General features: G+C 64.8%; 19 protein-coding genes and 2 rRNA genes. 18 read left to right on the top strand and 3 right to left on the bottom strand.

Annotated elements, in window-relative coordinates:
- Both ACMUOY_RS15635 and rrf read left to right on the top strand, forming a co-directional pair.
- A 23S ribosomal RNA gene (locus ACMUOY_RS15635) occupies nucleotides 1-327 on the top strand; the annotation flags it as partial.
- Between the two features lie 115 nt (nucleotides 328-442).
- Nucleotides 443-555 (top strand): 5S ribosomal RNA (gene rrf, locus ACMUOY_RS15640).
- A gap of 78 nt (nucleotides 556-633) precedes the next feature.
- Here rrf and ACMUOY_RS15645 read toward each other — a convergent pair.
- Together ACMUOY_RS15645 and ACMUOY_RS15650 are read right to left on the bottom strand one after the other, a co-directional pair.
- Nucleotides 634-2316, bottom strand: coding sequence for an AMP-binding protein (locus tag ACMUOY_RS15645; RefSeq protein WP_413893665.1), 1683 nt, complete (start codon nucleotides 2314-2316; stop codon nucleotides 634-636).
- 43 nt (nucleotides 2317-2359) lie between these two features.
- Nucleotides 2360-3106 carry an FFLEELY motif protein gene (locus ACMUOY_RS15650; RefSeq protein ID WP_413893666.1) on the bottom strand — a complete coding sequence of 249 codons (747 nt, stop codon included), beginning with the start codon at nucleotides 3104-3106 and terminating at the stop codon, nucleotides 2360-2362.
- 251 nt (nucleotides 3107-3357) lie between these two features.
- On the opposite strand from ACMUOY_RS15650, the gene ACMUOY_RS15655 reads away from it, so the two are divergent.
- The 3 genes from ACMUOY_RS15655 to ACMUOY_RS15665 all read left to right on the top strand — a co-directional run bounded on the left by ACMUOY_RS15655 (nucleotide 3358) and on the right by ACMUOY_RS15665 (nucleotide 8876).
- Nucleotides 3358-4260 (top strand): esterase/lipase family protein, encoded by a 903-nt coding sequence (locus tag ACMUOY_RS15655; RefSeq protein ID WP_413893667.1) that lies wholly within the window; start codon nucleotides 3358-3360, stop codon nucleotides 4258-4260.
- A 112-nt stretch (nucleotides 4261-4372) separates the two neighbouring features.
- Entirely contained in the window at nucleotides 4373-5473 is a 1101-nt protein-coding gene (locus tag ACMUOY_RS15660) for a response regulator (RefSeq protein WP_413893703.1), read from the top strand.
- Between the two features lie 16 nt (nucleotides 5474-5489).
- On the top strand, nucleotides 5490-8876 hold the full coding sequence (locus tag ACMUOY_RS15665) for a response regulator (RefSeq protein WP_413893668.1): 3387 nt from the start codon (nucleotides 5490-5492) through the stop codon (nucleotides 8874-8876).
- Nucleotides 8877-8900: 24 nt separating this feature from the next.
- Here ACMUOY_RS15665 and hppD read toward each other — a convergent pair whose 3' ends face one another.
- Nucleotides 8901-10019 (bottom strand): 4-hydroxyphenylpyruvate dioxygenase family protein, encoded by a 1119-nt coding sequence (gene hppD, locus ACMUOY_RS15670; RefSeq protein WP_413893669.1) that lies wholly within the window; start codon nucleotides 10017-10019, stop codon nucleotides 8901-8903.
- A gap of 111 nt (nucleotides 10020-10130) precedes the next feature.
- Here hppD and ACMUOY_RS15675 point away from each other — a divergent pair, with 111 nt between their 5' ends.
- From ACMUOY_RS15675 to aceK, 13 genes are all read left to right on the top strand, one after another.
- A complete protein-coding gene (locus tag ACMUOY_RS15675; RefSeq protein WP_413893670.1) occupies nucleotides 10131-10607 on the top strand; it encodes an Lrp/AsnC family transcriptional regulator in 477 nt (158 codons plus the stop codon).
- A gap of 228 nt (nucleotides 10608-10835) precedes the next feature.
- Nucleotides 10836-11585, top strand: coding sequence for a GNAT family N-acetyltransferase (locus ACMUOY_RS15680; protein ID WP_413893671.1), 750 nt, complete (start codon nucleotides 10836-10838; stop codon nucleotides 11583-11585).
- Between the two features lie 122 nt (nucleotides 11586-11707).
- Nucleotides 11708-12586: an HlyC/CorC family transporter gene (locus ACMUOY_RS15685; RefSeq protein WP_413893672.1), complete on the top strand. Its 879-nt coding sequence runs from the start codon at nucleotides 11708-11710 to the stop codon at nucleotides 12584-12586.
- A 15-nt stretch (nucleotides 12587-12601) separates the two neighbouring features.
- Complete coding sequence (gene lnt, locus ACMUOY_RS15690; RefSeq protein ID WP_413893673.1) at nucleotides 12602-14209, top strand: apolipoprotein N-acyltransferase; 1608 nt, start codon at nucleotides 12602-12604, stop codon at nucleotides 14207-14209.
- Between the two features lie 130 nt (nucleotides 14210-14339).
- Entirely contained in the window at nucleotides 14340-15269 is a 930-nt protein-coding gene (glyQ, locus tag ACMUOY_RS15695) for a glycine--tRNA ligase subunit alpha (RefSeq protein ID WP_413893674.1), read from the top strand.
- A 17-nt stretch (nucleotides 15270-15286) separates the two neighbouring features.
- A complete protein-coding gene (gene glyS / locus ACMUOY_RS15700) occupies nucleotides 15287-17416 on the top strand; it encodes a glycine--tRNA ligase subunit beta (protein WP_413893675.1) in 2130 nt (709 codons plus the stop codon).
- Between the two features lie 103 nt (nucleotides 17417-17519).
- Complete coding sequence (gene gmhB / locus ACMUOY_RS15705) at nucleotides 17520-18074, top strand: HAD family hydrolase (RefSeq protein WP_413893676.1); 555 nt, start codon at nucleotides 17520-17522, stop codon at nucleotides 18072-18074.
- A gap of 92 nt (nucleotides 18075-18166) precedes the next feature.
- Complete coding sequence (locus ACMUOY_RS15710) at nucleotides 18167-19123, top strand: M48 family metallopeptidase (RefSeq protein ID WP_413893677.1); 957 nt, start codon at nucleotides 18167-18169, stop codon at nucleotides 19121-19123.
- Nucleotides 19124-19346: 223 nt separating this feature from the next.
- Nucleotides 19347-19784, top strand: a complete 438-nt coding sequence (locus ACMUOY_RS15715) for a MerR family transcriptional regulator (protein ID WP_413893678.1) — start codon at nucleotides 19347-19349, stop codon at nucleotides 19782-19784.
- Nucleotides 19781-20206 (top strand): PaaI family thioesterase, encoded by a 426-nt coding sequence (locus ACMUOY_RS15720; protein WP_413893679.1) that lies wholly within the window; start codon nucleotides 19781-19783, stop codon nucleotides 20204-20206. Before ACMUOY_RS15715 ends, ACMUOY_RS15720 begins: the two co-directional genes overlap by 4 nt.
- A gap of 81 nt (nucleotides 20207-20287) precedes the next feature.
- Nucleotides 20288-21469 (top strand): isovaleryl-CoA dehydrogenase, encoded by a 1182-nt coding sequence (locus ACMUOY_RS15725; protein WP_413893680.1) that lies wholly within the window; start codon nucleotides 20288-20290, stop codon nucleotides 21467-21469.
- Between the two features lie 70 nt (nucleotides 21470-21539).
- The gene (gene can, locus ACMUOY_RS15730) at nucleotides 21540-22205 is read left to right on the top strand and encodes a carbonate dehydratase (RefSeq protein WP_413893681.1); all 666 of its coding nucleotides are present in this window, start codon (nucleotides 21540-21542) and stop codon (nucleotides 22203-22205) included.
- A 16-nt stretch (nucleotides 22206-22221) separates the two neighbouring features.
- A complete protein-coding gene (aceK, locus tag ACMUOY_RS15735; protein ID WP_413893682.1) occupies nucleotides 22222-24069 on the top strand; it encodes a bifunctional isocitrate dehydrogenase kinase/phosphatase in 1848 nt (615 codons plus the stop codon).
- Nucleotides 24070-24124: the final 55 nt, after the last annotated feature.

The raw sequence follows: 24124 nt of genomic DNA on the forward strand, positions 1-24124 counted from the left end.
AGCTGGGTTTAAAACGTCGTGAGACAGTTTGGTCCCTATCTTCCGTGGGCGCTGCAGATTTGAGGAAGCCTGCTCCTAGTACGAGAGGACCGGAGTGGACACACCTCTGGTGTATCGGTTGTCACGCCAGTGGCATTGCCGAGTAGCTAAGTGTGGAAGAGATAACCGCTGAAAGCATCTAAGCGGGAAACTCGTTTCAAGATGAGATCTGCCGGGGCCTTGAGCCCCCTGAAGAGTCGTTCAAGACCAGGACGTTGATAGGTCGGGTGTGGAAGCGCAGTAATGCGTTAAGCTAACCGATACTAATTGCTCGTGCGACTTGACCCTATAACTTTGATCGTTCGATCAAGGCTGTTATGCCAAGTGACGCAGTCAAAAGATAAAAGCTGATTGGCTCTATGAATTCGTTGTCCTGACCTCGTCAGAACAACAACAAGTTATGCCTGATGACCATAGCGAGGTGGTCCCACTCCTTCCCATCCCGAACAGGACAGTGAAACGCCTCCGCGCCGATGATAGTGCGGGTTCCCGTGTGAAAGTAGGTCATCGTCAGGCTCTTACAGCAAGATACGCCCAGTCATTCGACTGGGCGTTTTCTTTGGTTCAGCCCACTTTACGTCACAGCATGTGCTATCAGTGCTGACGCAACTCGCGCCGGAGAATTTTGCCAACGTTTGATTTGGGTAATTCGTCCCGGAACTCGATGTATTTTGGACGCTTGTAGCCTGTCAGCTGTTCGTGGCAGTACTTCGCGACATCTTCTTCGGTCAGCAAAGGGTCGTTCTTGACGACGAACACCTTAATCGCTTCGCCCTGCTTTTCATCGGGGATCCCGACGGCGGCACATTCGACGACTCCGGAACACAGCGAGATTACGTTTTCCAATTCGTTCGGAAAGACGTTGAATCCGCTGACGATGATCATGTCCTTCTTCCGGTCAATGATCTTCGTGTAGCCCCGTGCATCCATGACACCGATATCGCCCGTTCGCATGAAACCGTCGGAGGTGAAGGCGGCTGCCGTTTCCGCTGGCTGCCGGTAGTAGCCGGTCATGACGTTGGGTCCGCGGATGCAGATCTCTCCTGACTCGCCGGGCGGCAGAGAGCGACCCTCTTCATCTTTGATCGCAAGATCGATACCAGGCAGAGGCAGGCCGATGGACCCCGTGAATTCCTTGTTGGTCACCGGATTGTTCGTGCCGATTGCGCAGGTTTCGCTCATACCCCATCCCTCGATCATCGGGCAGCCCGTGGCATCGATCCAATGCCGGGCCGTGCCTTCCGATGCGGCCATGCCGCCCGCCTGCGATACGCAGAGATGGGAGAAATCAATGGTTTTGAACTGCGGGTGCGTCAGCAATGCATTGAATAGCGTATTCACGGCCGGAAGCATATGGAAGGGGCGCTGTTTCAGTACTTCGATGAACTTCGTGAAGTCTCTCGGGTTGGGTATCAGCGTCATATGCGCTCCCCAGCGGATGCACAGCAGGCACAGGGTCAGTGCAAAGATGTGATACAGCGGAAGCGCGGCAATGCTGTTCGTCTTGCTGACGTCGCCTACACGCTGGAGCGCCGGGGTGAACCAGGCCTCAGCCTGAAGGATGGCGGCCACGATATTGCGATGGGTCAGCACGGCACCTTTGGAGAGGCCGGTGGTGCCGCCGGTGTATTGCAGGAACGCAACCGAATCCAGCGAGGCCGTGCTGGACTGCAATTTCATTCCGGTCCCTTCGGCCACCGCCCGTCGGAACGTCGTCACCGTACGTCCGTCGCTCAATGGGAGCTTGTAGGCGGGTACCATCTTGGCCAGGTGGCGGACCGCGAAAGTGATCCATTGCCCGTACCAGAAGCCCAACAGATCGCCCATCGCGGTGACCACGACGTGCTTCACCGGTGTCTGTGCGATGACCTCTTCGAGGGTGGTCGCAAAGTTTTCGAGAATCACAATCGCGGACGCGCCAGAGTCCTTCAATTGGTGCTGGAGCTCGCGGCCCGTGTAAAGGGGATTCACGTTGACACAGGTGTAGCCGGCGCGCAGGACGGCAGCCATGGTCACTGCAAACTGAGGCACATTGGGCAACATGATCGCGACGCGGGCCCCTGGCTCGAGTCCCCGGCTTTGCAGCCAGGCACCCAGAGCGCAAGACAGGTCGTCGAGCTCGCGGTACGACATCCAGCGGTCCATGCAGACCGAGAACGGGCGCGTGGCATTCTTGCGAAAGGACTCCTCGAGCAGATGCGTCAGGGAGCGGTACTGTCCCGGGTCGATTTCATGTGGGACGCCGGGGGGATAACTTTTCAGCCAGAATTTGTCCATGGAATCTCCTTCAGGCCATTCTGCCGGTCCCGTTGCGCCTCCATCACCGGGCTTGTCCTAAGATCGCATCCAGTTTCGTCACGCAAGTGACAGGCGTTCCATCGAACAGCAGGTCGATCAGTTCCGCCTCCCGCTCCTCGATGACCGACAGGAAGGTTTCCACCCCGCGCGTTTGGTGGGACATCCCCGCAAAGGTGTCAAACCCGGATTCCAGGAACTCCTGCAGTGAACCCAGTCCTGCGGCATGCGCGGGCTTGCGCATCATCCGCAGCACCAGGCGAAGCCCGGGCAACCGGGTCAATCGCGCCAGGTCCCGGCCAATCGTCAACACTGTCGCCAACTGGCGCCCACGGTCGTTCTGATGACCGACCTTGCGCCAGGCCTCCAGGTACCGCTCAGCGGGCGATGCATTCTCAGGCATGCTCGCTTTCTGCCAGACCAGGCCCATGGCGTGGTCCAGCTCTTCCGTCAGAAGATGCAGCTGTGCGAGGGAAACGGCGGTCGCGACAACTTGCTTTGTAAACAGCGTTTGCAGTCCACCTGCGATGCGCCCGAACTGCGCATCCCGGTCAGAATAGTCCTTGTCGCTGTACAGTTCCACCAGGAAAAATCGGGCCGCATGACGGTAAGTGTCACTCGCCAGCAGGTCGGAATACGTGCCTGCAAAGCGACGGGCCTGAAAGGCCTTGACGGCGTGGACGGAGGCAGCGAGCGTTGGATCCAGAGCGCAGTCACGCCTCAGATTCGAAACGCGCGCAACGGCATCCCGGATGATTTGGGCGGCTTCCATAGGGAATGAGTCTAGCGAACCTGACGCTGCGAACTAGGTGAAAGACTCTATCCGCGGGGCGATTGGGGGGCAGGCCCAGCACAATGCCTGAGAGTCGCCATCGGAATCCGTTGGATCGCCTTGCGAGGCTCCATCGGGGGTTGAAGGTTCATGGCCTGCGTGGAGAGCTTGTGTCCTTCCGCGCGCTGTGGGACCGCGTGAAATGTTCCACTGACGAAACCTCAAGTGGCTGCGACCGAAGGGACTGTTACATGTTGGCCCACCTGCTGCGAAGCATTCTTTTCGCCATGTTTGCCGTCGGCAGCGCCTGCCTCTGGTACTTTCGAGCAGAGGCTTGGTGGCTTGCCTGGGCCGGCTTTTGGTTCCCGCCAGTGGCGCTCGCATCGGTCCTGGCCCTGGAGTTCGCCCTGGCGGCCGTCGTCAATCGGGCCGATCCGGCGCCACGCGCCAAGGTCCGGAACTGGGTCATTGCCTGGAGCCGCGAATTGTGGACTGCGCTGAAGGTCTTTGGCTGGTGGATGCCCTTTGGCCAACGCACGGTCCCGGACTTCCTGCCGGTCGCCGTCACGGGACAGACCGGTGTGGTGTTTGTCCATGGGTTCTTCTGCAATCGTGGGATTTGGACGCCTTGGCTCAAGATCCTGCGCAAAGAGGGGCGAGCGTTTTCCGCGATCAATCTGGAGCCGGTGCTCGGTTCGATCGATCACTACGCATCCCAAGTTGACGTCGCCGTGTCGCGGGTGACAGCCGCAACCGGTCGACCGCCTGTGGTGATCTGCCACAGCATGGGCGGACTCGCCGTTCGCGCGTGGTTGCGTTCGGCTGGGCCGGCTGCGGACCAGCGGATTCTTCGCGTCATCACCCTGGGCACGCCGAATAGCGGTACCTGGCTGGCGCGTTTCGTTCGCGTGGCCAACGGGCGACAGATGCGCCATCGGGGCGCCTGGGTCCGACAGTTAGAGGCCGGAGAACCAGCCCACCGCTTCACGCGTTTCACGAGCTGGTACAGCAATTGCGACAACGTTGTCTTCCCGGCATCGACGGCGACCCTGGCGGGCGCCGACAACCGGTTGGCCTCTGGCCTCGCGCATGTTGAGCTGGCACTGGACCCGGAAGTCATGCGCTGCTGCCTAGAAGGCATTCGGGCATCATGAGGCGGGAAGGGCGCTGCCCTTTGCTCGGGGTATGCTGCGGGCGCGATGCCACCGGCGTGCCCGGGGCGCAGTGCCGGGCTGAAGGGAAAAACAAATGGCCTTGATTGTGGTGATGGAAGACGATGCGGGCACCCGTACGCTGATCGCGTCCGTGCTCCGCAAGGAAGGGCATGAAGTCGTATCTGCGGAGGATGGCGCGAAGGGCCTAGCCCTCGTGGAGGCGCATCCGCCAGACCTGATCATCAGCGATGTCCAGATGCCTGGCCTCAATGGGTTCGAGATGCTCGCGGCGGTACGCCGCGAACCGCGCCTGACAGGGATTCCGGTCATCCTTCTGACCTCCTTGCAGGAGCGGGTGCATATGCGCATCGGCATGACCACGGGCGCCGACGACTACATCACCAAGCCGTTTCGCCCCGGCGAACTGCGTGAGGCGGTCAACGCACAGCTCCACAGGCGCAGCATGCAGACGGCCGTGCAGGACATGGCCGTGGATGTGGCTGTGCGCACTGCATTGGAGGTGCAGACCCGAGAGCTGTCCAGGTTGTACGAGCGACGGCTGGCCAAGGCCTTGAGCGAACGGTGGCCCAGCGGTGACGGCAGCGCGGCGGATGAACGATTCGTCGAGGCGACGGTGTTGTTTGTCGACATACCGAACTATGCCGCGGTCTCCGAGCGGCTCAGCGGGCAGGAACTCGCGGAGCTGGTCAAGCGCTTTTACGGCAGCGCCGGAGACACGGTCTACCTTTTTGGTGCACGCCACATGCAATTCATCGGTGAAGGTTTGCTGGCTGTATTCGTGGACGCTGCCAATACGCGTTCGGTCAGCCACGGCCTTCGCGCGGTCCGTGCGGCGCTTGGCCTGGCGGATGCCGCTCGTGGCATCCGCCAATACATCGACGAGCATTTCCCGGCGCGGGCTTTGCCACGTTTTGAGGTGAATGTGGCGCTGCACAGCGGGGCGGTCACGCTGGCCCACCTTCAGGATCCCCTTCACGACGCTTCGGCACAACTCCTGCCCGTCGGTGACGTGGTGACCGCCACCATGCTGCTGCAGAAGCAGGCCTTGAGGCTGGGTTGGTCTATTGCGGCCAGCCTCAGCATGCTGCGCGCTGTTGCCGGCGCGGTGGAGATCGGGCAGCGTGCCGTGCTGCAGTTGCCCGGCAGGTCTGCATCACTGGAAGCAGCGGAAGTGCTGGCCTTGACCCGCTGACACGGGAGAGAACCCGGTGCAGTTGTATTCGTTGCGCAGGATCTTAGGGTTCAGCCTTTCCCTGTTGGCCCTGGTGCCGGCGCTGCTGGCCGCGTGGTTGTTGACACGCGCGAGCACAAGCTCGGTCGAAGAGATGGCGCAGGGATTGCTCACCCAGGTCGCAGAACGGATCCAGCTTGCGACCGAAGACCACATGCGTCAGGCCCATGTGATCTTGAACGGCCTGGTGTCCGTTCGCATGACGCCAGCGGAGGAAGCGCAAGCCCGTGAGTGGCTGCGCCATCCGGCACACTTCGAAGCGATGGCATTTGCGCTGGTTCACCAGACGCAGGATGTGCCGAGCGTCTATCTGGGCACTTTGCTCGGCGCCTACCTTGGTATGGAGGCCACGCCCGAAGGCGTCAAGGTCGCGCGCCGTGAAGCCGACGGGGTCGGCCGGCAGTTCTTTCTTTCGGGCCGGCCGGGGGAGCGCGGGCGGCCGCTTGCCTTCGAAACGGACAACTTCGAACCGCGAACACGGGTCTGGTACGCAGGTGCCGCCGACGCCAAGGGTCGGGTCTTCTCGCCGGTTCGCGTTTCTATGGAGAGCCGCCAGCTGTTCGTCAGCCTGTCACAGCCCGTGTATGACATCGATGGCGGCGTCGCGGGGGTGTTTGGCGTGGATCTGCATCTGAAGCAACTCGCCGATCGATTGCGCACCCAGCGCATCAGTGCCCATGGGGCGGCGTTTGTGGTCGATGAGCGCGGCGCGCTGGTGGCCAGTTCGGCCGGCGACGCGCTCTTTGTGGATGTCGGCGGGGGGCGGACCGAACGGCGCAGCCCCTCCGAGAGCAGCAACGCCCTCATCCGAGCCAGTTTTTCGGCGCTGCAGGCGCTGCAGGCGCTGCAGGCGCAGCGTCGCAGCGACGTGGTGGCCAGCAGCCAGGCAGTGTTGCGCACGACCGCCTCGGGCGAAACCATGCTCATGGTCCAGCGTCCGTTCGGCGAGAGCCTGGGACTGCGCTGGACCCTGGTGGTGGCGGCTCCCGAAAGTGATTTCACCGCGGGCCTGATGCATGCGCGAAGCGTTTCGCTCGCTCTGATCGGCGCGCTGGTTCTGCTGGGCACCTTGCTGGCGTGGTTGATCGCACGCGGCATCGGGCAGCGGCTGAACCGGCTGAGCGAAGCGGCCGGTCAGCTCGGTCGCGGGGAGGTGCCGGTGATCGACCACAGGACCCACATCCGCGAGGTGCGCGCATTGTCGCAAGTGCTGCATGACAGTGCCGTGCTGCTGCAGGGCTTTCGCGAGCAGGTTCGATCCGATGCATTGGCCTTGCAGGAGGCCAACAACACACTGGAAGCCCGCGTTGCGCAACGCACAGCGGAACTGAGCGCTTCGCGCGAAGAGGCGCTGGCGGCGGCCAGGGCCAAGGCCGCCTTCCTGGCGACCATGAGCCATGAGATCCGCACGCCGCTCAACGGTGTGGTGGGCATGAGTACCTTGCTGGCCGAGACCTCGCTGGATGCCGAGCAGCGCGACTACCTCCAGACGATCCGCATCTCCAGCGACCAGCTGCTCTCGGTGATCAACGACATCCTGGACTTCTCCAAGATCGAGTCGGGCAAGCTCGAACTGGAGTCGGAACCGTTCGACCTGCGCAACGCTGTGGAAGAAGCATGCGATATCGCGGCGCCACGCGCCCGAGAAAAAGGGCTTGAACTCATCATCGACATGCCCGCGGCCGGTCCCGGCGCCGTGCCGGCGGCCGTGGTGGGTGATGTGACCCGATTGCGGCAGATCCTCATCAATCTGGTCAACAACGCGGTCAAGTTCACCGCCCGGGGTGAAGTCACGGTGCACGCCCGCCAGCTTGAAGGGCCCGACCCCGAGGGACGCGCCGTGATCGAGTTCCGCGTCCAGGATAGCGGTATCGGCATCCCCCCCGACCGGGTCGGCTCCTTGTTCGAGGCCTTCAGTCAGGTCGATGCCTCGACCACACGCAAGTACGGGGGAACCGGCCTCGGTCTGGCCATCTGCCTGCGTCTGGTCGAATTGATGGGGGGACGCATCGGCGTGGAGAGCGAATTGGGCAAGGGCTCCACCTTCTGGTTCACCATGGCTGCCTGTGCGACGACGCTCCCTGCAACGGTCTCGGAATCAGGTGCGAGCGTGCTGCGGGGCAGTCGCGCGCTGATCGTCGACGATCATCCGACGAATGTGCGCATCCTTCGACGGCAGCTGGAACTCTGGGGCATGGAGGTGGCCAGTGCGGATTCGGGCGGCGACGCACTCACGTGGCTGGCGAGCCGCGGCGTACAGGATTCGGCAGAGGCGATGCGGTCCGGCTGGTTGCCCGATGTGATCATCACCGACATGCATATGCCGGAAATGGACGGCGTGGCACTGGCGCGCGCGTTGCGCGCCGGGCCTGCGTGGCGCGACATACCGCTGGTTCTGCTCAGTTCCGGCTTCATGCCGTCGGGAGACGAAAGCGCCCACCTGTTCGATGCCCGGCTGCTCAAGCCTGCCCGGCAGGCACAGCTCTGCCTCACCCTCGCGCGCTGCATCTCTTCGGATCATGTCGTGCAGAAGGCCATTTCACGGCCTGCCGCAGACCCGCGGCGCAACGTGACCGTCATGGTGGCGGACGACAATGCCGTGAATCTCAAGGTGGCCACGGCCATGCTGCGCAAGCTGGGCTACGACTTCGAGACGGCCGTCGACGGCCGTGAAGCGGTTGCTGCGGTTGGCCGTTCGTTGACCCAGGCGCGGCCCTTCGGCGCCATCCTCATGGACGTCAACATGCCGGATGTCGATGGACTCGATGCCACGCGCCAGATTCTGGACGCCTGGGGCGACAAGGCGCCGCCGGTGATCGCGCTGACTGCGGCCGCACTGCCCGAGGATCAGGCCCGCTGTCTGGCCGCCGGCATGGTGGACTACCTGACCAAACCCCTGCATGTCGCTTCCCTGGCGCTGGCACTGGAACGATGGGTGCCTGGGCCGCACACGCCGGCCCCGGGGACGACGGACCGTCGGGCGGAAGCGGTCATCCTGGCGCCGCTGGCAGATCCTGCTTCAGCGCCTCTGATGGATTTCGGGCGACTTGAGGAGTTTCGGGAGTTCGATGACGAGGACCTTTCGTTGACACGCGAGGTGATCGGCATGTTCGTCGTTGAGGCCCCACGGCGGCTGGCCGCCATCGAAGCCGCCCTCGCGGCCTACGACGCACCCGCGCTGGCGGCGGCCGCCCACGCGCTCAAGGGCGCCTCGGGCAACATTGGCGCATCGGCACTGCAGTCCGCCAGCAACCAGCTGGAAGAGGACGCCCGTCAGGGTGTGCCGCCGGATGCGGCGGCGCGCCTGGAGCGGCTGCACGAGCTCTGGTCTGCGACCCAGGCCGTGCTCGCGAACTGGGTGTGACCGAGCTGCGGGCCGCGGATGGCCTCAGGCTTTCAGCACGCCACGGCGCATCTGGTCCAGCTCCATGGTTTCGAACAAAGCCTTGAAGTTGCCTTCGCCGAAACCTTCGTTGCCCTTGCGCTGAATGAACTCGAAAAAGATCGGACCCAGCTGGTTCTCGCTGAAGATCTGCAGCAGCAGCTCGCTCGGGGTGCCATCCACCAGGATGTTGCGCTGGCGCAGCGCCTCCAGGTCTTCGCCGTGGCCGGGAATGCGCTTGTCGAGCAACTCGTAGTAGGTGTCGCTGGTGGTCAGCAGCGTCATGCCACCCAGCTGCAGTGCGTCCACCGTGTCGTACAGGTTGTCGCTGGCCAGCGCAATGTGCTGGATGCCCTCGCCGTGGTAGCGGTCCAGATACTCCTGGACCTGCCCGGCCTTGTCGTTGCCCTCTTCGTTGATCGGGATGCGGATCTTGCCGCAGGGGCTGGTCATGGCCTTGCTCTTGATGCCGGTCTGCTGGCCTTCAAGGTCGAAGTAGCGCACCTCGCGGAAATTGAAAAGTCGCTCGTAAAAGCCCGCCCACTCGCCCATGCGGCCGCGGTGCACGTTGTGCGTCAGGTGGTCGATCACCGTCATGCCATAGCCAGCGGGGTTCAGCTCGGCACCCGGCAGGGGTTCAAAGTCGACGTCGTAGAAGCCGATGTTGCCGATGTCGCCGTCTTTGGCACCGTTCTTGCCGCGCCAGCGGTCGATGAAATAGATGATCGAGTCGCCGATGCCCTTGATGGCCGGGATGTTCAGCTCGCCCGGCGCGGCTTGCCCCGCGTAGCCCCACGCGCCCAGGGACAACGCGCGCTCGTAGGCTGCCTTGGCGTCCTGCACCCGGAAGGCAATGGCACAGATGCTGGGGCCGTGCAGGCGGGCGAAGCGCTGAGCAAAGGAGTCGGGTTCGGCGTTGAGGATGAAGTTGATGCCGCCCTGGCGGTACAGCGTCACCGCCTTGTGGCGGTGCTTCGCGATGGCCTTGAAGCCCATGCGCTCGAACAGTTCGCCCATCGCCTGGGGATCGGGTGCGGCGTATTCGATGAATTCGAAACCGTCGGTGCCCATCGGGTTGTCCCATGGGGTGGCGGCAGGAGTGGGGGGTGTACTCGAAAGGCTCATGGTTTGTCTCCTGTGGGTGTGTGCAGACTGTAGCGTCGCAAAGCGTCACGTTTTCTGCAAACTGCGGCGCTGTGATGGCGCTTGACGCGCGTAAAGTGCAAAATTCGTCAAATGGAAGCACTTGACAAGCTGGATCGGCAGATCCTTCGCAACCTCCAGTCGGAAGGCCGCGCCACCTACGACGAAATTGCCGCCACGGTCGGGCTTTCGCCCAGTGCGGTGTTGCGCCGCGTCAAGCGGCTGGAAGCAGCGGGCGTCATCGACCGCTACGTCGCCCTGGTCAAACCCGAGGCTGTGGGGCTGGGGCTGACGGCTTACATCAACGTGCAGCTGGAAAAGCGTGCCGAGAGCGCCAAGCGAACCCCGATGGACCTGTTTCGCGCCAGCGTCCAGGCCTGGCCCGAAGTCGTGGAATGCTCGGCGCTGACGGGTGAAATGGATTTCCTGCTGCGCCTGGTGGTGGCGGACATGGCCGCCTATTCCCGCTTCATGATGGACACCCTGCTCAAGCACCCCAGCGTGCAGGATTGCAGGACCAGTTTTGTCATGGAGCGGGTCAAATCGACCACGGCCGTGCCCTTGGGCTGAGCCGCGCTGCGGTGCGGCACTCTGGATCTGCGGCATGAAAACCACAATGCGGCGTGCCAGAACGGGCTTCGCCAGATCGAATCAGTCCTGAAAAGATAGCAAGAAAGCACGATTTCGTGCTGGACGATGGTCGATTTCTTATGAAAAATGGTTTCAGAGGTACCGTCTGTGCGCTGGCCCGCATGGTTTTGGAGTGCATGAACTAGGGAAAACCCTTATATTGACACCATGGTTCAACCCATAGACCTCCTGAAAGCGTCCCTCGAAGCCGGTCGTGAACTGTTTCGTCACCCGAGCGCTCCGGACACCACACCGCATGCAGAGCCGACGCCTGCAGCGCATCACCATGCGCTCTCACTGGTTCCCATCCGCGCGATCGGCCCGTCCGAGCGGGAACGTGTGGCCCGCCACCTGTTGCACCTGGAGCCGCAAGACCGTTACCTGCGCTTCGGTTACGCGGCCACTGACGAGCACATCCGCCGCTATGTCAGCGGGCTCGACTTTGACCGCGATGACATCTTTGGCATCTACAACCGCAAGCTCGAACTGATCGCCATGGCGCATCTGGCCTATGCGGTGGACCCGCGACGCGCCTCCTGCGCCGAGTTCGGTGTGTCGGTGCTGCCGCACGCACGGGGGCGCGGCTATGGCGCGCGGCTGTTCGACCGTGCGATGATGCATGCGCGCAACCAAGGCGTGACGATGATCTTCATCCACGCTCTGACGGAAAACACCACCATGCTGGGCATTGCCCGCAAGGCCGGCGCCACCGTGGTACGCGACGGCAGCGAGAGCGAGGCGCACCTGAGTCTTTCACCCGCCAACCTGGACACCCATGTGAGCGAATTGGTCGAGCAGCAGTTCGCCGAGGCCGACTACCTGGTCAAGTCCCAGAGCAAGCGCCTGCACGACCTGATCGTCCGTCCCAAAGCGGCCGACGAGGGGGCTCGTACGGCGCCGCATTCCGCGCAGGACTGAGCGCACGCCCGACGCGCGTCGGGCGGCTGCTTGGCGAGCACCGGGCGGTGCCGCATGTCCTCGGCACGGTTTCCGCTATCCTTGCGATTCCTAAACCACCGCACGTCCTGCACTTCCCGGCTGTGTCAGATCCTCACCCCGCCCGTCCTGCCGAGCGCGAAGACAAGCGCTCCTTCCTGCAGAAGCTGGCTGAATTCATCCATCCCGGACCGGATTCGCCCGAGGAACTGATCGAGGCGCTGGTCGAGGCGGAGGACAACAAGGTGATCAACGCCGAGAGCCGCGCGATGCTCGAAGGCGTGATCCGCATGGCGGACATGACGGCCGGCGATGTCATGGTGGCTGCGCCGCGCATGGACCTGATCGACATCGCTTCGCCCTACGACGCCTTGCTGCACCTGGTGATCGACACCGCGCACTCGCGTTTCCCCGTGTTCGAGGGCGATCGGGAGAACATCATCGGCATCCTGATGGCCAAGGATCTGCTCAAGCTGCAACGCGCGCCGGAACTCAATATTCGCGCCCTGCTGCGCCCGGCCGTCTTCGTGCCGGAAAGCAAGGGCCTGAACGACCTGTTGCGCGACTTCCGCGGCAACCGCAACCACCTGGCCATCGTGATCGACGAGTTCGGCCGCACCGCGGGCCTGATCACGATCGAAGACGTGCTGGAGCAGATTGTCGGCGAGATCGAGGACGAGTTCGACGTGGCCGAGGACGACGGCGACATCTTCGGCCTGCCCGACCGCAGTTTCCGCGTCAGCGGCGACACCGCGATCGAGCGCATCGAGGAGGCTTTCGGCGTGCGCATCTCCAGCGCCGATGCGGACCAGGATTTCGACACGATCGGCGGGCTGATCGCCCACAAGATGGGTCATGTGCCCAAGCGCGGGGAACACCATGTGCTGGCCGGCCTGAGTTTCACGGTGCAGCACACCCGTGGCGGTGCGGTGCGCTGGTTCAAGGTGTCGCCGGTGGCCGGGTTGCCGGCCACGGCGCGCTGAGGCGTCCGCGCCCTGATGCGCGCGCGCCTGCTGCCCACGGCATCGGTTCTGCTGGCCGGCCTGGCGCAGGCTGCCTCGATCGCCCTCCCTGGCAGTGGCCAGCCCCTCTGGTGGCTGCAGATCCTGAGCCTGTCAGTGCTGGGCTGGCAGCTCAATGGCTGCGCGGGCCACCTGGCTTCCTGGAGCAGCAGCACCTGGAGCGATGCGGAGCGCCGCCCACCCTGGCAGACGGGATGGCGCGGCGCGGCCTGGCTGGGCTGGGTGTTTGCCACCGCCTGGCTCAGTGGCACCTTCTGGTGGCTCTTCATTTCCATGCACACCTATGGCGGGCTGCCGGCCGCGCTGGCCGTCGTGGCGGTGCTGGCCCTGGCCGGGGCCCTTTCGCTGTATTACGCGGCGGCCTGCGCCGTGTTTTTCAAGCTTTTTTCCGGCTTTCCCAGCGTCAGATGGATGTGGGCAGCTATCTGTTTTGCATCGGCCTGGACCCTGGCCGAGTTGGCACGGGGCCGCTGGTTCACCGGTTTTCCCTGGGGCGCGGGCGGTTATGCCCACACCGCCGGACCGCTGGCGAACTATGCCCCGTGGCTGGGCGTCTATGGCGTCGGCGCGGTGGCGGCCTGGGCCGCCTTCATGTTGCCGGGCCTGGTGTTGATCTCCCAGGGACGGCTGCGGCGCGCGGCGGCGCTGGTTGCGGTCGCCCTGATCCTGCCCTTGGGTGCCCGATGGGCGATGCCGTCGTTCACGCACAGCAGTGGCGCGCTGGATGTGGCCTTGCTGCAGGGCAATATCCCCCAGGATGAAAAATTCCAGCCGGGCACCGGCGTCGCCGACGCGCTGCGCTGGTACGGCGGCGCGCTCAGGGACAGTCGTGCCCTGCTGACGGTCGCCCCCGAAACCGCGCTGCCCCTGCTACCGCGTCAGCTGCCGCCGGGTTACTGGGACGCGCTGCAGGAGCGCTACACCCGCAATGACCGCGCCGCGCTGATCGGCATCCCGCTGGGCAACGCCCGCGACGGCTATACCAACGCGGTGGTGGGGCTGAAACCGGGCCAGTCGGAGGTTTACCGCTACGACAAGCACCATCTGGTTCCCTTTGGCGAATTTGTTCCCCCCTTCTTCCAGTGGTTCCTCGACATGATGAACATCCCGCTGGGCGAATTCCGTCGCGGGGCACTGGCGCAGCCCTCGTTCGATTTCAAGGGCCAGCGCCTGGCGCCCAACATCTGCTACGAAGACCTCTTCGGCGAGGAGCTGGGCGCGCGCTTTGCGGACGCCGGGCGAGCGCCGACCCTTCTTGTCAACGTCAGCAACATCGCCTGGTTCGGCGACAGTGTGGCCATCGACCAGCACCTGCAGATCTCGCGCATGCGTGCGCTGGAGTTCGAGCGCCCGATGCTGAGGGCCACCAACACCGGGCCCACGGTCATCATCGACCACCAGGGCGAGGTTACCGCCCGTCTGCCCCGGCTCACCCGCGGCGTGCTGGAAGGCGTGGTGCAAGGACGCAGCGGCAACACGCCTTTTGCCACCTGGGTGGCGCGCCTGGGCCTGTGGCCGTTCTGGGGCCTTGCCGCGCTCGTGCTGACCTTCGCGGCCTGGCAGAACCGGCGCCAGCACGGCTGAGGCGGCAGCGGTCGGGTCCCCAGCGGCCGGCTGACCCTGCGCCCCGTAAAATCAGGGGTTTTCGCAGCCCGCGTGCGAACCTGCCTGCCCGACCGGCCCCGGGGGGCGCCTTCCCTGGATCCTTTTGCCCATGCTCACCTTCCAACAAATCATCCTCAAGCTGCAGTCCTACTGGGACGCCCAGGGCTGCGCGCTGCTGCAGCCTTACGACATGGAAGTTGGCGCCGGGACCAGCCACACCGCCACCTTTTTGCGCGCGCTCGGCCCCGAACCCTGGAAGGCCGCCTATGTGCAGCCCAGCCGCCGGCCCAAGGACGGTCGCTACGGCGAGAACCCCAACCGCCTGCAGCACTACTACCAGTACCAGGTGGTGCTCAAGCCAGCGCCCTCGAACATCCTGGAGCTGTACCTTGGCAGCCTGGAGGCACTGGGTTTTGATCTGAAGAAGAACGACATCCGCTTCGTCGAGGACGACTGGGAGAACCCCACGCTGGGCGCCTGGGGGCTGGGCTGGGAGGTCTGGCTCAACGGCATGGAAGTCACGCAGTTCACCTACTTCCAGCAGGTTGGCGGCATTGACTGCCGGCCGATTACCGGCGAGATCACCTACGGCCTGGAACGCCTGGCCATGTACCTGCAGGGCGTGGACAACGTCTACAACCTTAAGTGGACGGACAGCATGAGCTATGGCGACGTCTACCTGCAGAACGAGAAGGAGCAGTCGGCCTACAACTTCGAGCACTCCGACGCCGACTTCCTGTTCACCGCGTTCGGCGCGCACGAGAAGCAGGCCAAGTACCTGATGGAGCAGCAACTGGCGCTGCCGGCCTACGAACAGGTGCTCAAGGCCGCCCACAGCTTCAACCTGCTGGACGCGCGCGGCGCCATCAGCGTGACGGAGCGCGCCGCCTACATCGGCCGCATCCGGGATCTGGCGCGCAAAGTGGCCCGCAGCTATCTGGACAGCCGGGCTCGCCTCGGATTCCCGATGGCGCCCAAGGCCTGGAGCGACGAGGTGCTGGCCGATCTGGCCAAGGCCGAACAGAAAAAGGCCGCCTGAGCCGGGAGAACCAGAACATGACCACCCAGAACCTGCTTGTCGAACTCTTCGTGGAAGAGCTGCCGCCCAAGGCGTTGAAGAAGCTCGGCGAATCCTTTGCCGGCGTGCTCGCCGATCAACTCATGGTCCAGGGCCTGACCTCGGCCGATACCGTCGTCACGCCCTATGCTTCCCCGCGCCGCCTGGCCGCGCACATCAGCCACGTCTGGCTCAAGGCCGAGGACAAGGCCGTGCAACAAAAACTGATGCCCGTGGCCGTGGGCCTGGACGCCGCCGGCCATCCGACCGCGGCCCTGCTGAAGAAGCTGGGTGCGCTCGGCGCCGATGTGACCGACCCGGCGACGCTGGCCGCCTCGCTCAAGCGAGCCCCCGACGGCAAGGCCGAAGCATTGTTCTACGACAGCCTGGTCACTGGCGCCACGCTGGACGTCGGGCTGCAGAAGGCCCTCGACGAAGCCATTGCCAAGTTGCCGATCCCCAAGGTCATGAGCTACCAGCTCGAGACCGACTGCGAGTTGCCCGGCTGGAGCAGCGTGAACTTCGTGCGCCCCGCGCACAGCCTGGTGGCGCTGCACGGCACCACCGTGGTGCCGGTCAAGGCGCTGGGCCTGAGCGCGGGCCACACCACGCAAGGCCATCGTTTCGAGGCCGCGGTCTCGCCGGTGGTGATTGCCAACGCTGACGCGTACGCCGACACGCTGGCGCGCGACGGCGCCGTGATCGCCTCCTTCGATGCACGCCGCGCCGAGATCGGACGCCAGCTGGCCGCGGCGGCCGAACAGGTGGGCGGCGGCTGCCGGCCGATCGAGGACGACGCCTTGCTCGACGAGGTGACCGCGCTGGTCGAACGCCCGAACGTGCTCGTCTGCACCTTCGAGGCGCAGTTCCTCGACGTGCCGCAGGAGTGCCTGATCCTGACCATGAAGGCCAACCAGAAATACTTCCCGCTGCTGGATGCGGCCGGAAAGCTCACCAACCAGTTCCTGGTGGTCAGCAACATCAGCCCGGCGGACGCCAGCGCCGTGACCGGCGGTAACGAGCGCGTGGTGCGCCCGCGCCTGGCCGACGCCAAGTTCTTCTTCGATCAGGACCGCAAGAAAACGCTGGAGTCGCGCGTGACGGGGCTGGACAAGGTGGTGTACCACAACAAGCTCGGCACCCAGGGCGAGCGCATGGCGCGCGTGCGCGCCATCGCCCGCGTCATCGGCCAGCAGCTGGGCGGTGAAACCCTGGCGCAGGCGGCCGACACCGCCGCGCGTCTGGCCAAGACCGATCTGCTGACCGACATGGTGGGCGAGTTCCCCGAGCTGCAGGGCATCATGGGCGGCTATTACGCGCGCCATGACGGCCTGTCCGAAGACATCGCCTTCGCCATCGAAGACCACTACAAGCCGCGCTTCGCCGGCGACGAGCTGCCACGCAACGCTGTGGGCGTGGCGGTGGCACTGGCCGACAAGATGGAAACGCTGGTGGGCATGTTCGGCATCGGCAACCTGCCCAGCGGCGACAAGGACCCGTTCGCGCTGCGCCGCCATGCGCTGGGCGTGATCCGCATGCTGACCGAGAAAGACCTGCCGCTGGACTTGGGCGCGCTGGTCGCGGGGGCAGTGCCAGCCTTCGGCGACAGAATTGCCGACGCCTCCCCGGCGCTGACCGACTTCATCTACGATCGTCTGGCCGGCTCGCTGCGCGAGCAGGGTTACAGCGCGCAGGAGGTCGATGCGGTTCTGGCCCTGCGCCCGCAGCGCCTGGGGCAGGTCGGCCGGCTGCTGGCGGCCGTGCGGGCCTTTGCCGCGCTACCGGAAAGTCCGGCGCTGGCCGCGGCCAACAAGCGCATCGGCAACATCCTGAAGAAGGCCGGCGACGTCGACGCCCATGTCAACCCGAAACTGCTGCAGGAGCCCGCCGAACAGCAGCTGTTTGCCGCCATGCAGCGTTTCGTGCCCGAGGCCAATGCGCAGTTCGAAAGCGGCGACTACACCACCTCGCTGCAGACCCTGGCGGTGCTGCATTCCGCGGTCGACGCCTTCTTCGACGACGTCATGGTCAATGCCGAAGAGATGGACCTGCGCCTGAACCGCCAGGGCCTGCTCAAGTGCCTGCACGACGCGATGAACCGCGTGGCCGACCTGTCGCGCCTCGCCTGAAGCCATGGACCGCCCCGCATGGCATGTCGTCGCTGCCTCCCGAGGGGGCTGGCCTGCCTTGGGGCGGCCCGGCGGCAGGCCGCAGGCTATGCTGGAGCGCACCATGAAACTGGTCATCCTTGAGCGCGACGGCACGATCAACCATGACGGCGACCCGTTCATCACGTCGCCGGAGGACTGGACCCCGTTGCCCGGCGCACTCGATGCCATTGCGCGACTGAATCACGCGGGCTTTCATGTCGCGGTCGCCTCCAACCAGCCCGGCCTGGGGCGCGGCCTGATCGACGTGGCCACGCTCAACACCATCCATTCCCGCATGCACAAGATGCTGGCGGCGGTGGGCGCGCGGGTCGATGCCGTCTTCTTCTGCCCCCATACCGCCGACGACAGTTGCACCTGCCGCAAGCCGCTTGCGGGGCTGTTCGAGCAGATCGGCGAGCGCTACGGACTTGACCTGCACGGCGTGGCCGCCTGCGGTGACAACCTGGAGCATCTGCTGGCCGCACAGGCCGCGGGCTGCGAACCGCACCTGGTGCTCACCGGCAAGGCTGCGGTACTGGCCGGCCATCCCTTGCCAGACGGGTTCCCAAGGGGCACGCAGGTCCATGCCGACCTGGGCGCGTTTGCCAGCCACCTGATCGCACGCCAGGGGCGTTGAGGCGTGCAGGACCGGTCGCGCCCGCAGTCTTTCCGGACGCCGCTTGCGCGCCGGCTGCTGCGACGGCTGGTACATCATGGGGGCCGTGCGTGATGCGCCCTTTGCTTCAGTTCACGCTGGATCTGTTTGGCGCAGCGCCAGCGGTGGCGCAGCGCCCCAGCCCCGGCCGAACGCCGGGTGTGGGGCCGGATTCTGCAGAAAATACGGCACGTCCCAGCGTCGAATGGTCGTTGAACGCTATTGATACTGCAGCGTCTGGCGCGGTGCCGGGCGCGTCCCTGGAGCACCTGCTGGCGCCGCAGCGCTTTGTCCATCCGCGCGCCAACCGGGCCATCGCCCTGGGCAGCACCCATGTCAGCTACGAGTTCCGCCGCGGCAAGCGGCGCACCATCGGTTTTTCGATCGGGCCCGATGGTCTGGCTGTGCGCGCGCCGGCCTGGGTGCCGTTGCACGAAGTGGATGCTGCGTTGCTGGAGAAGGCCGGCTGGATCGTGCGCAAGCTCGGCGAGGCGCGTGAACGCCTGGGGCGCGTCGAGTCCGCGCGCATCGAGTGGCGCGACGGCGCGGCGATTCCCTACCTTGGTGAGCCCGTGCGGCTGGTGCTGGATCCGCGCCACGGCTTCAAGGCGGCCGGTGCGCAGCTTCACGCGGATGAGGCGGGCCGGGTGTTGCTTGTCGCCTTGCCGCATGGTGCCACGGCACCGCAGATCCGCGACGCGGTGCAGGCCTGGCTGATGCGTCAGGCTCACCGCTGTTTCATCGAGCGACTCGACCACTTCGCACCGCAGCTCGGGGTGCGCTGGAAGAAGTTGAGCCTGTCCAACGCTGGCACCCGCTGGGGCAGCGCCAGCGCGGATGGTTCGATCCGCCTGAACTGGCGGCTGGTGCATTTCCGTCCGGCGGTGATCGACTATGTGGTGGCCCACGAACTGAGCCATCTGCGCGTGATGGACCACAGCCCGCGCTTCTGGGACACGGTGGAGTCGGTCCTGCCCGACTATGGCGCGTTGCGCGTCGAACTCAAGCGCCAGCCGGTTCCGAACTGGTAGCGCGTCAACCGATGCCCGTTGGCACCGCATTGGCAAGCGGCGCAACCGTCCGGCGGGAGAGGCGGTGATGGCAGGAGATTCGTCGAGGTTGAGGTCGGTTTCAGGGCCCGCAGATTTTCGTCCATAATTGACGTTTACGTAAACGTCAACCATGCGCGGCCGATCCAGGCAGTGCAGGTTGGCGCGGCAGGCACCTTGTTGACCCCTTCTCCGGAACGCTGGCATGGCCACCACTTACAGCATCAGTGATCTCGCGCGGGAATTTGACCTGACGACGCGGGCGATCCGTTTCTATGAGGACATGGGCCTGCTGCAGCCCGGACGCTCCGGTCCCGGCGGGCGCAGCCGGGTGTACACCCCGCGTGACCGCACGCGCCTGAAGCTGACCTTGCGCGCCAAACGGCTCGGTCTGTCCCTGTCGGAGGCCAAGGAGCTGATCGACATGTACGACAGCCCGCGCGACACCGGCCCGCAGCTGCGCAAGTTCCTGGTCGTGCTGGCGGCGCACCGCCAGCAGCTCGAGGAGCAACTGGCCGAGGTGCAGGCCAATCTCGACGAGGTGAAGGTGCACGAAAAAGAGGCCCGCGCGCTGCTGGCGCGGACCGACAAGGCCGCATTGCCCGCTGGCGCCGCCGGCAAGCTGGCCGGGGTTGCGCCATGACCGCCATCTTCGAGCGCGTGCAGAAAAGTTTCGAGCGCCAGGGCATGATGCAGCACCTCGATGCGCGCCTGGTCAAGGTCGAGCACGGGTTGGTCGAGCTGGTGCTGCCCTATTCGGACAAGGTCACGCAGCAGCAGGACGGCTTTCATGGCGGCGCCATGGGGGCCGTGGCCGACATCGCAGGCGGCTACGCCGCCCTGACCGTCACACCCGAGGGATCGGAAGTGGTGACGGTGGAATACAAGATCAACTTCCTGGGAAGCTTCAAGGGCGGCGAATTGCGCGCCACCGGCCGCGTGGTCAAGGGTGGCAAACGCATCATCGTGACCACCGCCGAGGTGGTGCATGTGGACGACGAGGGCAAGACCTCGCCCTGCGCCGTGATGCAGCAGACCCTGGTTCCGGTGCCCAAGAATTATTGAAACCCTGCGGGACAGCGCCATCCGCGCGCGGGCGCATGGCGCTGTCCCCATCCAGCCGACTATTTTGAAAAGGAGACCCTCATGACCAACCTGCCCGGACTCAACTTCCAGCTTGGCGAAGACATCGACGCGCTGCGCGATGCGGTGCGCGAATTCGCCCAGGCGGAGATCGCCCCGCGCGCCTTCGAAATCGACCGCGACGACCAGTTCCCGATGGACTGCTGGCGCAAGATGGGCGAGCTCGGCGTGCTGGGCATCACCGTGCCCGAGCAGTACGGTGGCGCCAACATGGGCTACCTCGCCCACATGGTGGCCATGGAGGAGATCAGTCGCGCCAGCGCCTCGGTGGGCCTGTCCTACGGCGCGCACAGCAATCTGTGCGTGAACCAGATCAACCGCAACGGCACCGAGGCGCAGAAGCAGAAGTACCTGCCCAAGCTGATCAGCGGCGAGCACGTGGGCGCGCTGGCCATGAGCGAGCCCGGCGCTGGTTCCGACGTCATCAGCATGAAACTGAAGGCCGAGGACAAGGGCGGCTACTACCTGCTCAACGGCAGCAAGATGTGGATCACCAACGGCCCCGACGCCGACACCCTGGTGGTCTATGCCAAGAGCGAGCCCGAGCTCGGCGCGCGCGGCGTCACGGCCTTCCTGATCGAGAAGGGCATGAAGGGCTTTTCCATCGCGCAGAAGCTCGACAAGCTCGGCATGCGCGGCAGCCACACCGGCGAGCTGGTATTCCAGAACGTGGAAGTGCCGGCCGAGAACATCCTGGGCGGCCTCAACAGCGGCGCCAGGGTGCTGATGAGCGGCCTGGACTACGAGCGCGCCGTGCTCACCGGCGGTCCGCTGGGCATCATGCAGGCGGTGATGGACAACGTGATCCCCTACATCCACGACCGCAAGCAGTTCGGCCAGAGCATCGGCGAGTTCCAGCTCATCCAGGGCAAGGTGGCCGACATGTACACCGTCCTGCAGGCGGGGCGCAGCTTTGCTTACACCGTGGCCAAGAATCTGGACCTGTTGGGCACCGAGCACGTGCGCCAGGTGCGCAAGGACTGCGCCAGCGTCATCCTTTGGTGCGCCGAGAAAGCCACCTGGATGGCGGGCGAGGGCGTGCAGATCTTTGGCGGCAACGGTTACATCAACGAGTACCCGCTGGGCCGCTTGTGGCGCGACGCCAAGCTCTACGAGATCGGCGCCGGCACCAGCGAGATCCGCCGCATGCTGATCGGCCGCGAGCTGTTCGGCGAGACGATGTAAGACCCGCCCCGACCTTGGGCCTGGCATCCCGTCGACCCCGGCGGGGCCGGCCTTTCGCTACCATGCGCGCATGACCTCCAATATCCAGCTCCTCATCGACAACAACCGCGCCTGGGCCACCCAGATGGTGCAGCAACGCCCCAACTTCTTCAGCGACCTGGCGCAACAGCAGACACCCAAATACCTGTGGATCGGCTGCTCGGACAGCCGGGTGCCGGCCAACCAGATCACCGGGCTGGAGCCGGGCGAAGTGTTCGTGCACCGCAACGTGGCCAACGTGGTGGTGCCCTCGGACTTGAACGCGCTGTCGGTGATCCAGTTCGCCGTGGACCACCTCAAGGTGGAGCACATCATGGTGGTGGGCCACTACGGCTGCGGCGGTGTGCGTGCGGCCCTGCGTGGCACGCGGGTGGGGCTGGTGGACAACTGGCTGCGCCACGTCAGTGACGTGCGCCTGCGCCACCGCAAACGGCTGGACCACCTGGACCCCCAGGCCCAGGAAGACGCGCTGATCGACGTGAACGTGATCGAGCAGGTCGGGCATGTGGCCACCAGCACGGTCCTGCAGGACGCCTGGGCGCGTGGCCAGAACGTGGCCGTGCATGGTCTGGTCTACGGCCTGTCGGACGGCCTGCTCAAGGACCTTGGGGTGTCGATGGCCCGTGCAGAGTCCGTGGTCGAAACGTTCCGCAACGCGCTCAAGCGCTATCCCCGGGCGGCCGCCATCCGCCCCTGACCACGCCCGGCCGTCCATGCTGCTGCAGAAACTCGATTCGCCGCTGGCCGGGGACATCGCCCGGGCCATGATCGACGGGTTCAACCGGCATTACCAGCTGTTTCGCACCGAGTCGGCGCGCGCACGCCACCGCTTCGAGACATCGGACTGGCACGGCCAGCAGCGCGGCCAGCGCGAGCGCATCGAGTTCTACGACCTGCGCGTGCGCGAATGCTCGCGGCGGCTTGAGCGTGAGTTCAAGGCCGCCGAGCAGCCCATGGAGGTGTGGCAACAGGTCAAGCTGCTGTACATCGGCATGCTGGTCGACCATCGCCAGCCCGAGCTGGCCGAAACCTTCTTCAACTCGGTGACGACCAAGATCCTGCACCGCAGCTATTTCCAGAACGACTTCATCTTCGTGCGTCCGGCCATCAGCACCGAGTACATCGAGCCCGAGGACCCGGCCCGCGGCGCCACCTACCGCGCCTACTACCCGCGCCGCGACACCATCCTCGCCGAGATCCGGCGCATGGTGCGTGACTTCGGCCTGCGTGTCGATTTCGATGATTTCGAGCGCGACACCCTTTTCGTGCACGAGGCGCTGATGGGCCTGTTCGACCACGGGCACCTGCGCGCCAACTTCCAGATTCAGGTGCTGTCCAGCCTGTTCTACCGCAACAAGGGTGCGTATGTGGTGGGCAAGGTCATCAACGGCTTTCAGGAGTTGCCGTTCGCATTGCCCATCCTGCATGCGCCCTCGGGCAAGCTCGTGATCGATGCGCTGCTCGATGGCGAGGACGAGCTGCTGATCCTGTTCAGCTTCGCGCGCGCCTACTTCATGGTCGACATGGAGATTCCGTCGGCCTACGTGCAGTTCCTGCGCAGCCTGATGCCGCGCAAGCCGCGCGCCGAGTTCTACAACGCGCTGGGCCTGGCCAAGCAGGGCAAGACGCTGTTCTACCGCGACTTTCTCTCGCACCTGCGCCACAGCACCGACCGCTTCCGCATCGCGCCCGGCATCAAGGGCATGGTCATGCTGGTGTTCGACCTGCCGAGCTTCCCCTTCGTGTTCAAGGTCATCAAGGACTTCTATCCGTCGCAAAAGGACACCTCGCGCGAGCAGATCCGCGGCAAATACCTGCTCGTGAAGCAGCACGACCGCGTGGGCCGCATGGCCGACACGCTGGAGTTTTCCGAGGTGGCTTTCCCGTTCGACCGCTTCGAGCCCGAGCTGGTCGCCGAGCTTCAGAAATTTGCGCCCAGCCAGCTGGAAATTTCCGACCGTGACGGCGACGGCCAGACCGAGCTGATCCTCAAGCACCTCTACATCGAGCGGCGCATGATTCCGCTCAACATCTACCTGCAGGAAGCCTTCGACGTGCTGCGTCCCGGCATTGGCGCCCCCGACGGCGCATTGCGCCGCGCCCAGGCGCAGATCGAACATGCCGTCGTCGAATACGGCAACGCGATCAAGGACCTGGTGGCGGCCAACATCTTCCCGGGCGACATGCTCTGGAAGAACTTCGGCATCACGCGCCACGGCAAGGTGGTGTTCTACGACTATGACGAGATCGAGTACATCACCGACTGCAACTTCCGCCGGGTCCCCGCGCCGCGCAACGAGGAGGACGAGATGAGCGGCGAGATCTGGTACAGCGTCGGCCCCAAGGATGTGTTCCCCGAGACCTTCGGGCCTTTCCTGCTGGGCAATCCGCGCGTGCGGGAGGTGTTCATGCAGCACCATGCCGACCTGCTGGACGTGGTCTTCTGGCAAAGCCACCAGGCGCGCATCCGCGAAGGCCATGTCTACGATGTGTTTCCCTACGAACAGCACAAGCGCTTTCGCCCGCTGCCCACCGACGCCCAGCTGGCGGCCTCGATCTGAAAGGAAGAACTTCTGTTTTGATAGCTGACCATGACCATCCCACGCCGGGAAGGTG

Origin of the sequence: Candidatus Skiveiella danica, assembly GCF_022705245.1 — a bacterium.
GTDB classification, from domain to species: domain Bacteria; phylum Pseudomonadota; class Gammaproteobacteria; order Burkholderiales; family Burkholderiaceae_C; genus Skiveiella; species Skiveiella danica.

Excerpts from the sequence above, each read along its gene's own strand:
- ACMUOY_RS15645 (WP_413893665.1), bottom strand. The coding sequence starts at position 2,316 with ATGGACAAATTCTGGCTGAAAAGTTATCCCCCCGGCGTCCCACATGAA.
- ACMUOY_RS15650 (WP_413893666.1), bottom strand. The coding sequence starts at position 3,106 with ATGGAAGCCGCCCAAATCATCCGGGATGCCGTTGCGCGCGTTTCGAAT.
- ACMUOY_RS15655 (WP_413893667.1), top strand. The coding sequence starts at position 3,358 with ATGTTGGCCCACCTGCTGCGAAGCATTCTTTTCGCCATGTTTGCCGTC.
- ACMUOY_RS15660 (WP_413893703.1), top strand. The coding sequence starts at position 4,373 with ATGGAAGACGATGCGGGCACCCGTACGCTGATCGCGTCCGTGCTCCGC.
- hppD (WP_413893669.1), bottom strand. The coding sequence starts at position 10,019 with ATGAGCCTTTCGAGTACACCCCCCACTCCTGCCGCCACCCCATGGGAC.
- ACMUOY_RS15675 (WP_413893670.1), top strand. The coding sequence starts at position 10,131 with ATGGAAGCACTTGACAAGCTGGATCGGCAGATCCTTCGCAACCTCCAG.
- ACMUOY_RS15680 (WP_413893671.1), top strand. The coding sequence starts at position 10,836 with ATGGTTCAACCCATAGACCTCCTGAAAGCGTCCCTCGAAGCCGGTCGT.
- lnt (WP_413893673.1), top strand. The coding sequence starts at position 12,602 with ATGCGCGCGCGCCTGCTGCCCACGGCATCGGTTCTGCTGGCCGGCCTG.
- glyQ (WP_413893674.1), top strand. The coding sequence starts at position 14,340 with ATGCTCACCTTCCAACAAATCATCCTCAAGCTGCAGTCCTACTGGGAC.
- glyS (WP_413893675.1), top strand. The coding sequence starts at position 15,287 with ATGACCACCCAGAACCTGCTTGTCGAACTCTTCGTGGAAGAGCTGCCG.
- gmhB (WP_413893676.1), top strand. The coding sequence starts at position 17,520 with ATGAAACTGGTCATCCTTGAGCGCGACGGCACGATCAACCATGACGGC.
- ACMUOY_RS15710 (WP_413893677.1), top strand. The coding sequence starts at position 18,167 with ATGCGCCCTTTGCTTCAGTTCACGCTGGATCTGTTTGGCGCAGCGCCA.
- ACMUOY_RS15715 (WP_413893678.1), top strand. The coding sequence starts at position 19,347 with ATGGCCACCACTTACAGCATCAGTGATCTCGCGCGGGAATTTGACCTG.
- ACMUOY_RS15720 (WP_413893679.1), top strand. The coding sequence starts at position 19,781 with ATGACCGCCATCTTCGAGCGCGTGCAGAAAAGTTTCGAGCGCCAGGGC.
- ACMUOY_RS15725 (WP_413893680.1), top strand. The coding sequence starts at position 20,288 with ATGACCAACCTGCCCGGACTCAACTTCCAGCTTGGCGAAGACATCGAC.
- can (WP_413893681.1), top strand. The coding sequence starts at position 21,540 with ATGACCTCCAATATCCAGCTCCTCATCGACAACAACCGCGCCTGGGCC.
- aceK (WP_413893682.1), top strand. The coding sequence starts at position 22,222 with ATGCTGCTGCAGAAACTCGATTCGCCGCTGGCCGGGGACATCGCCCGG.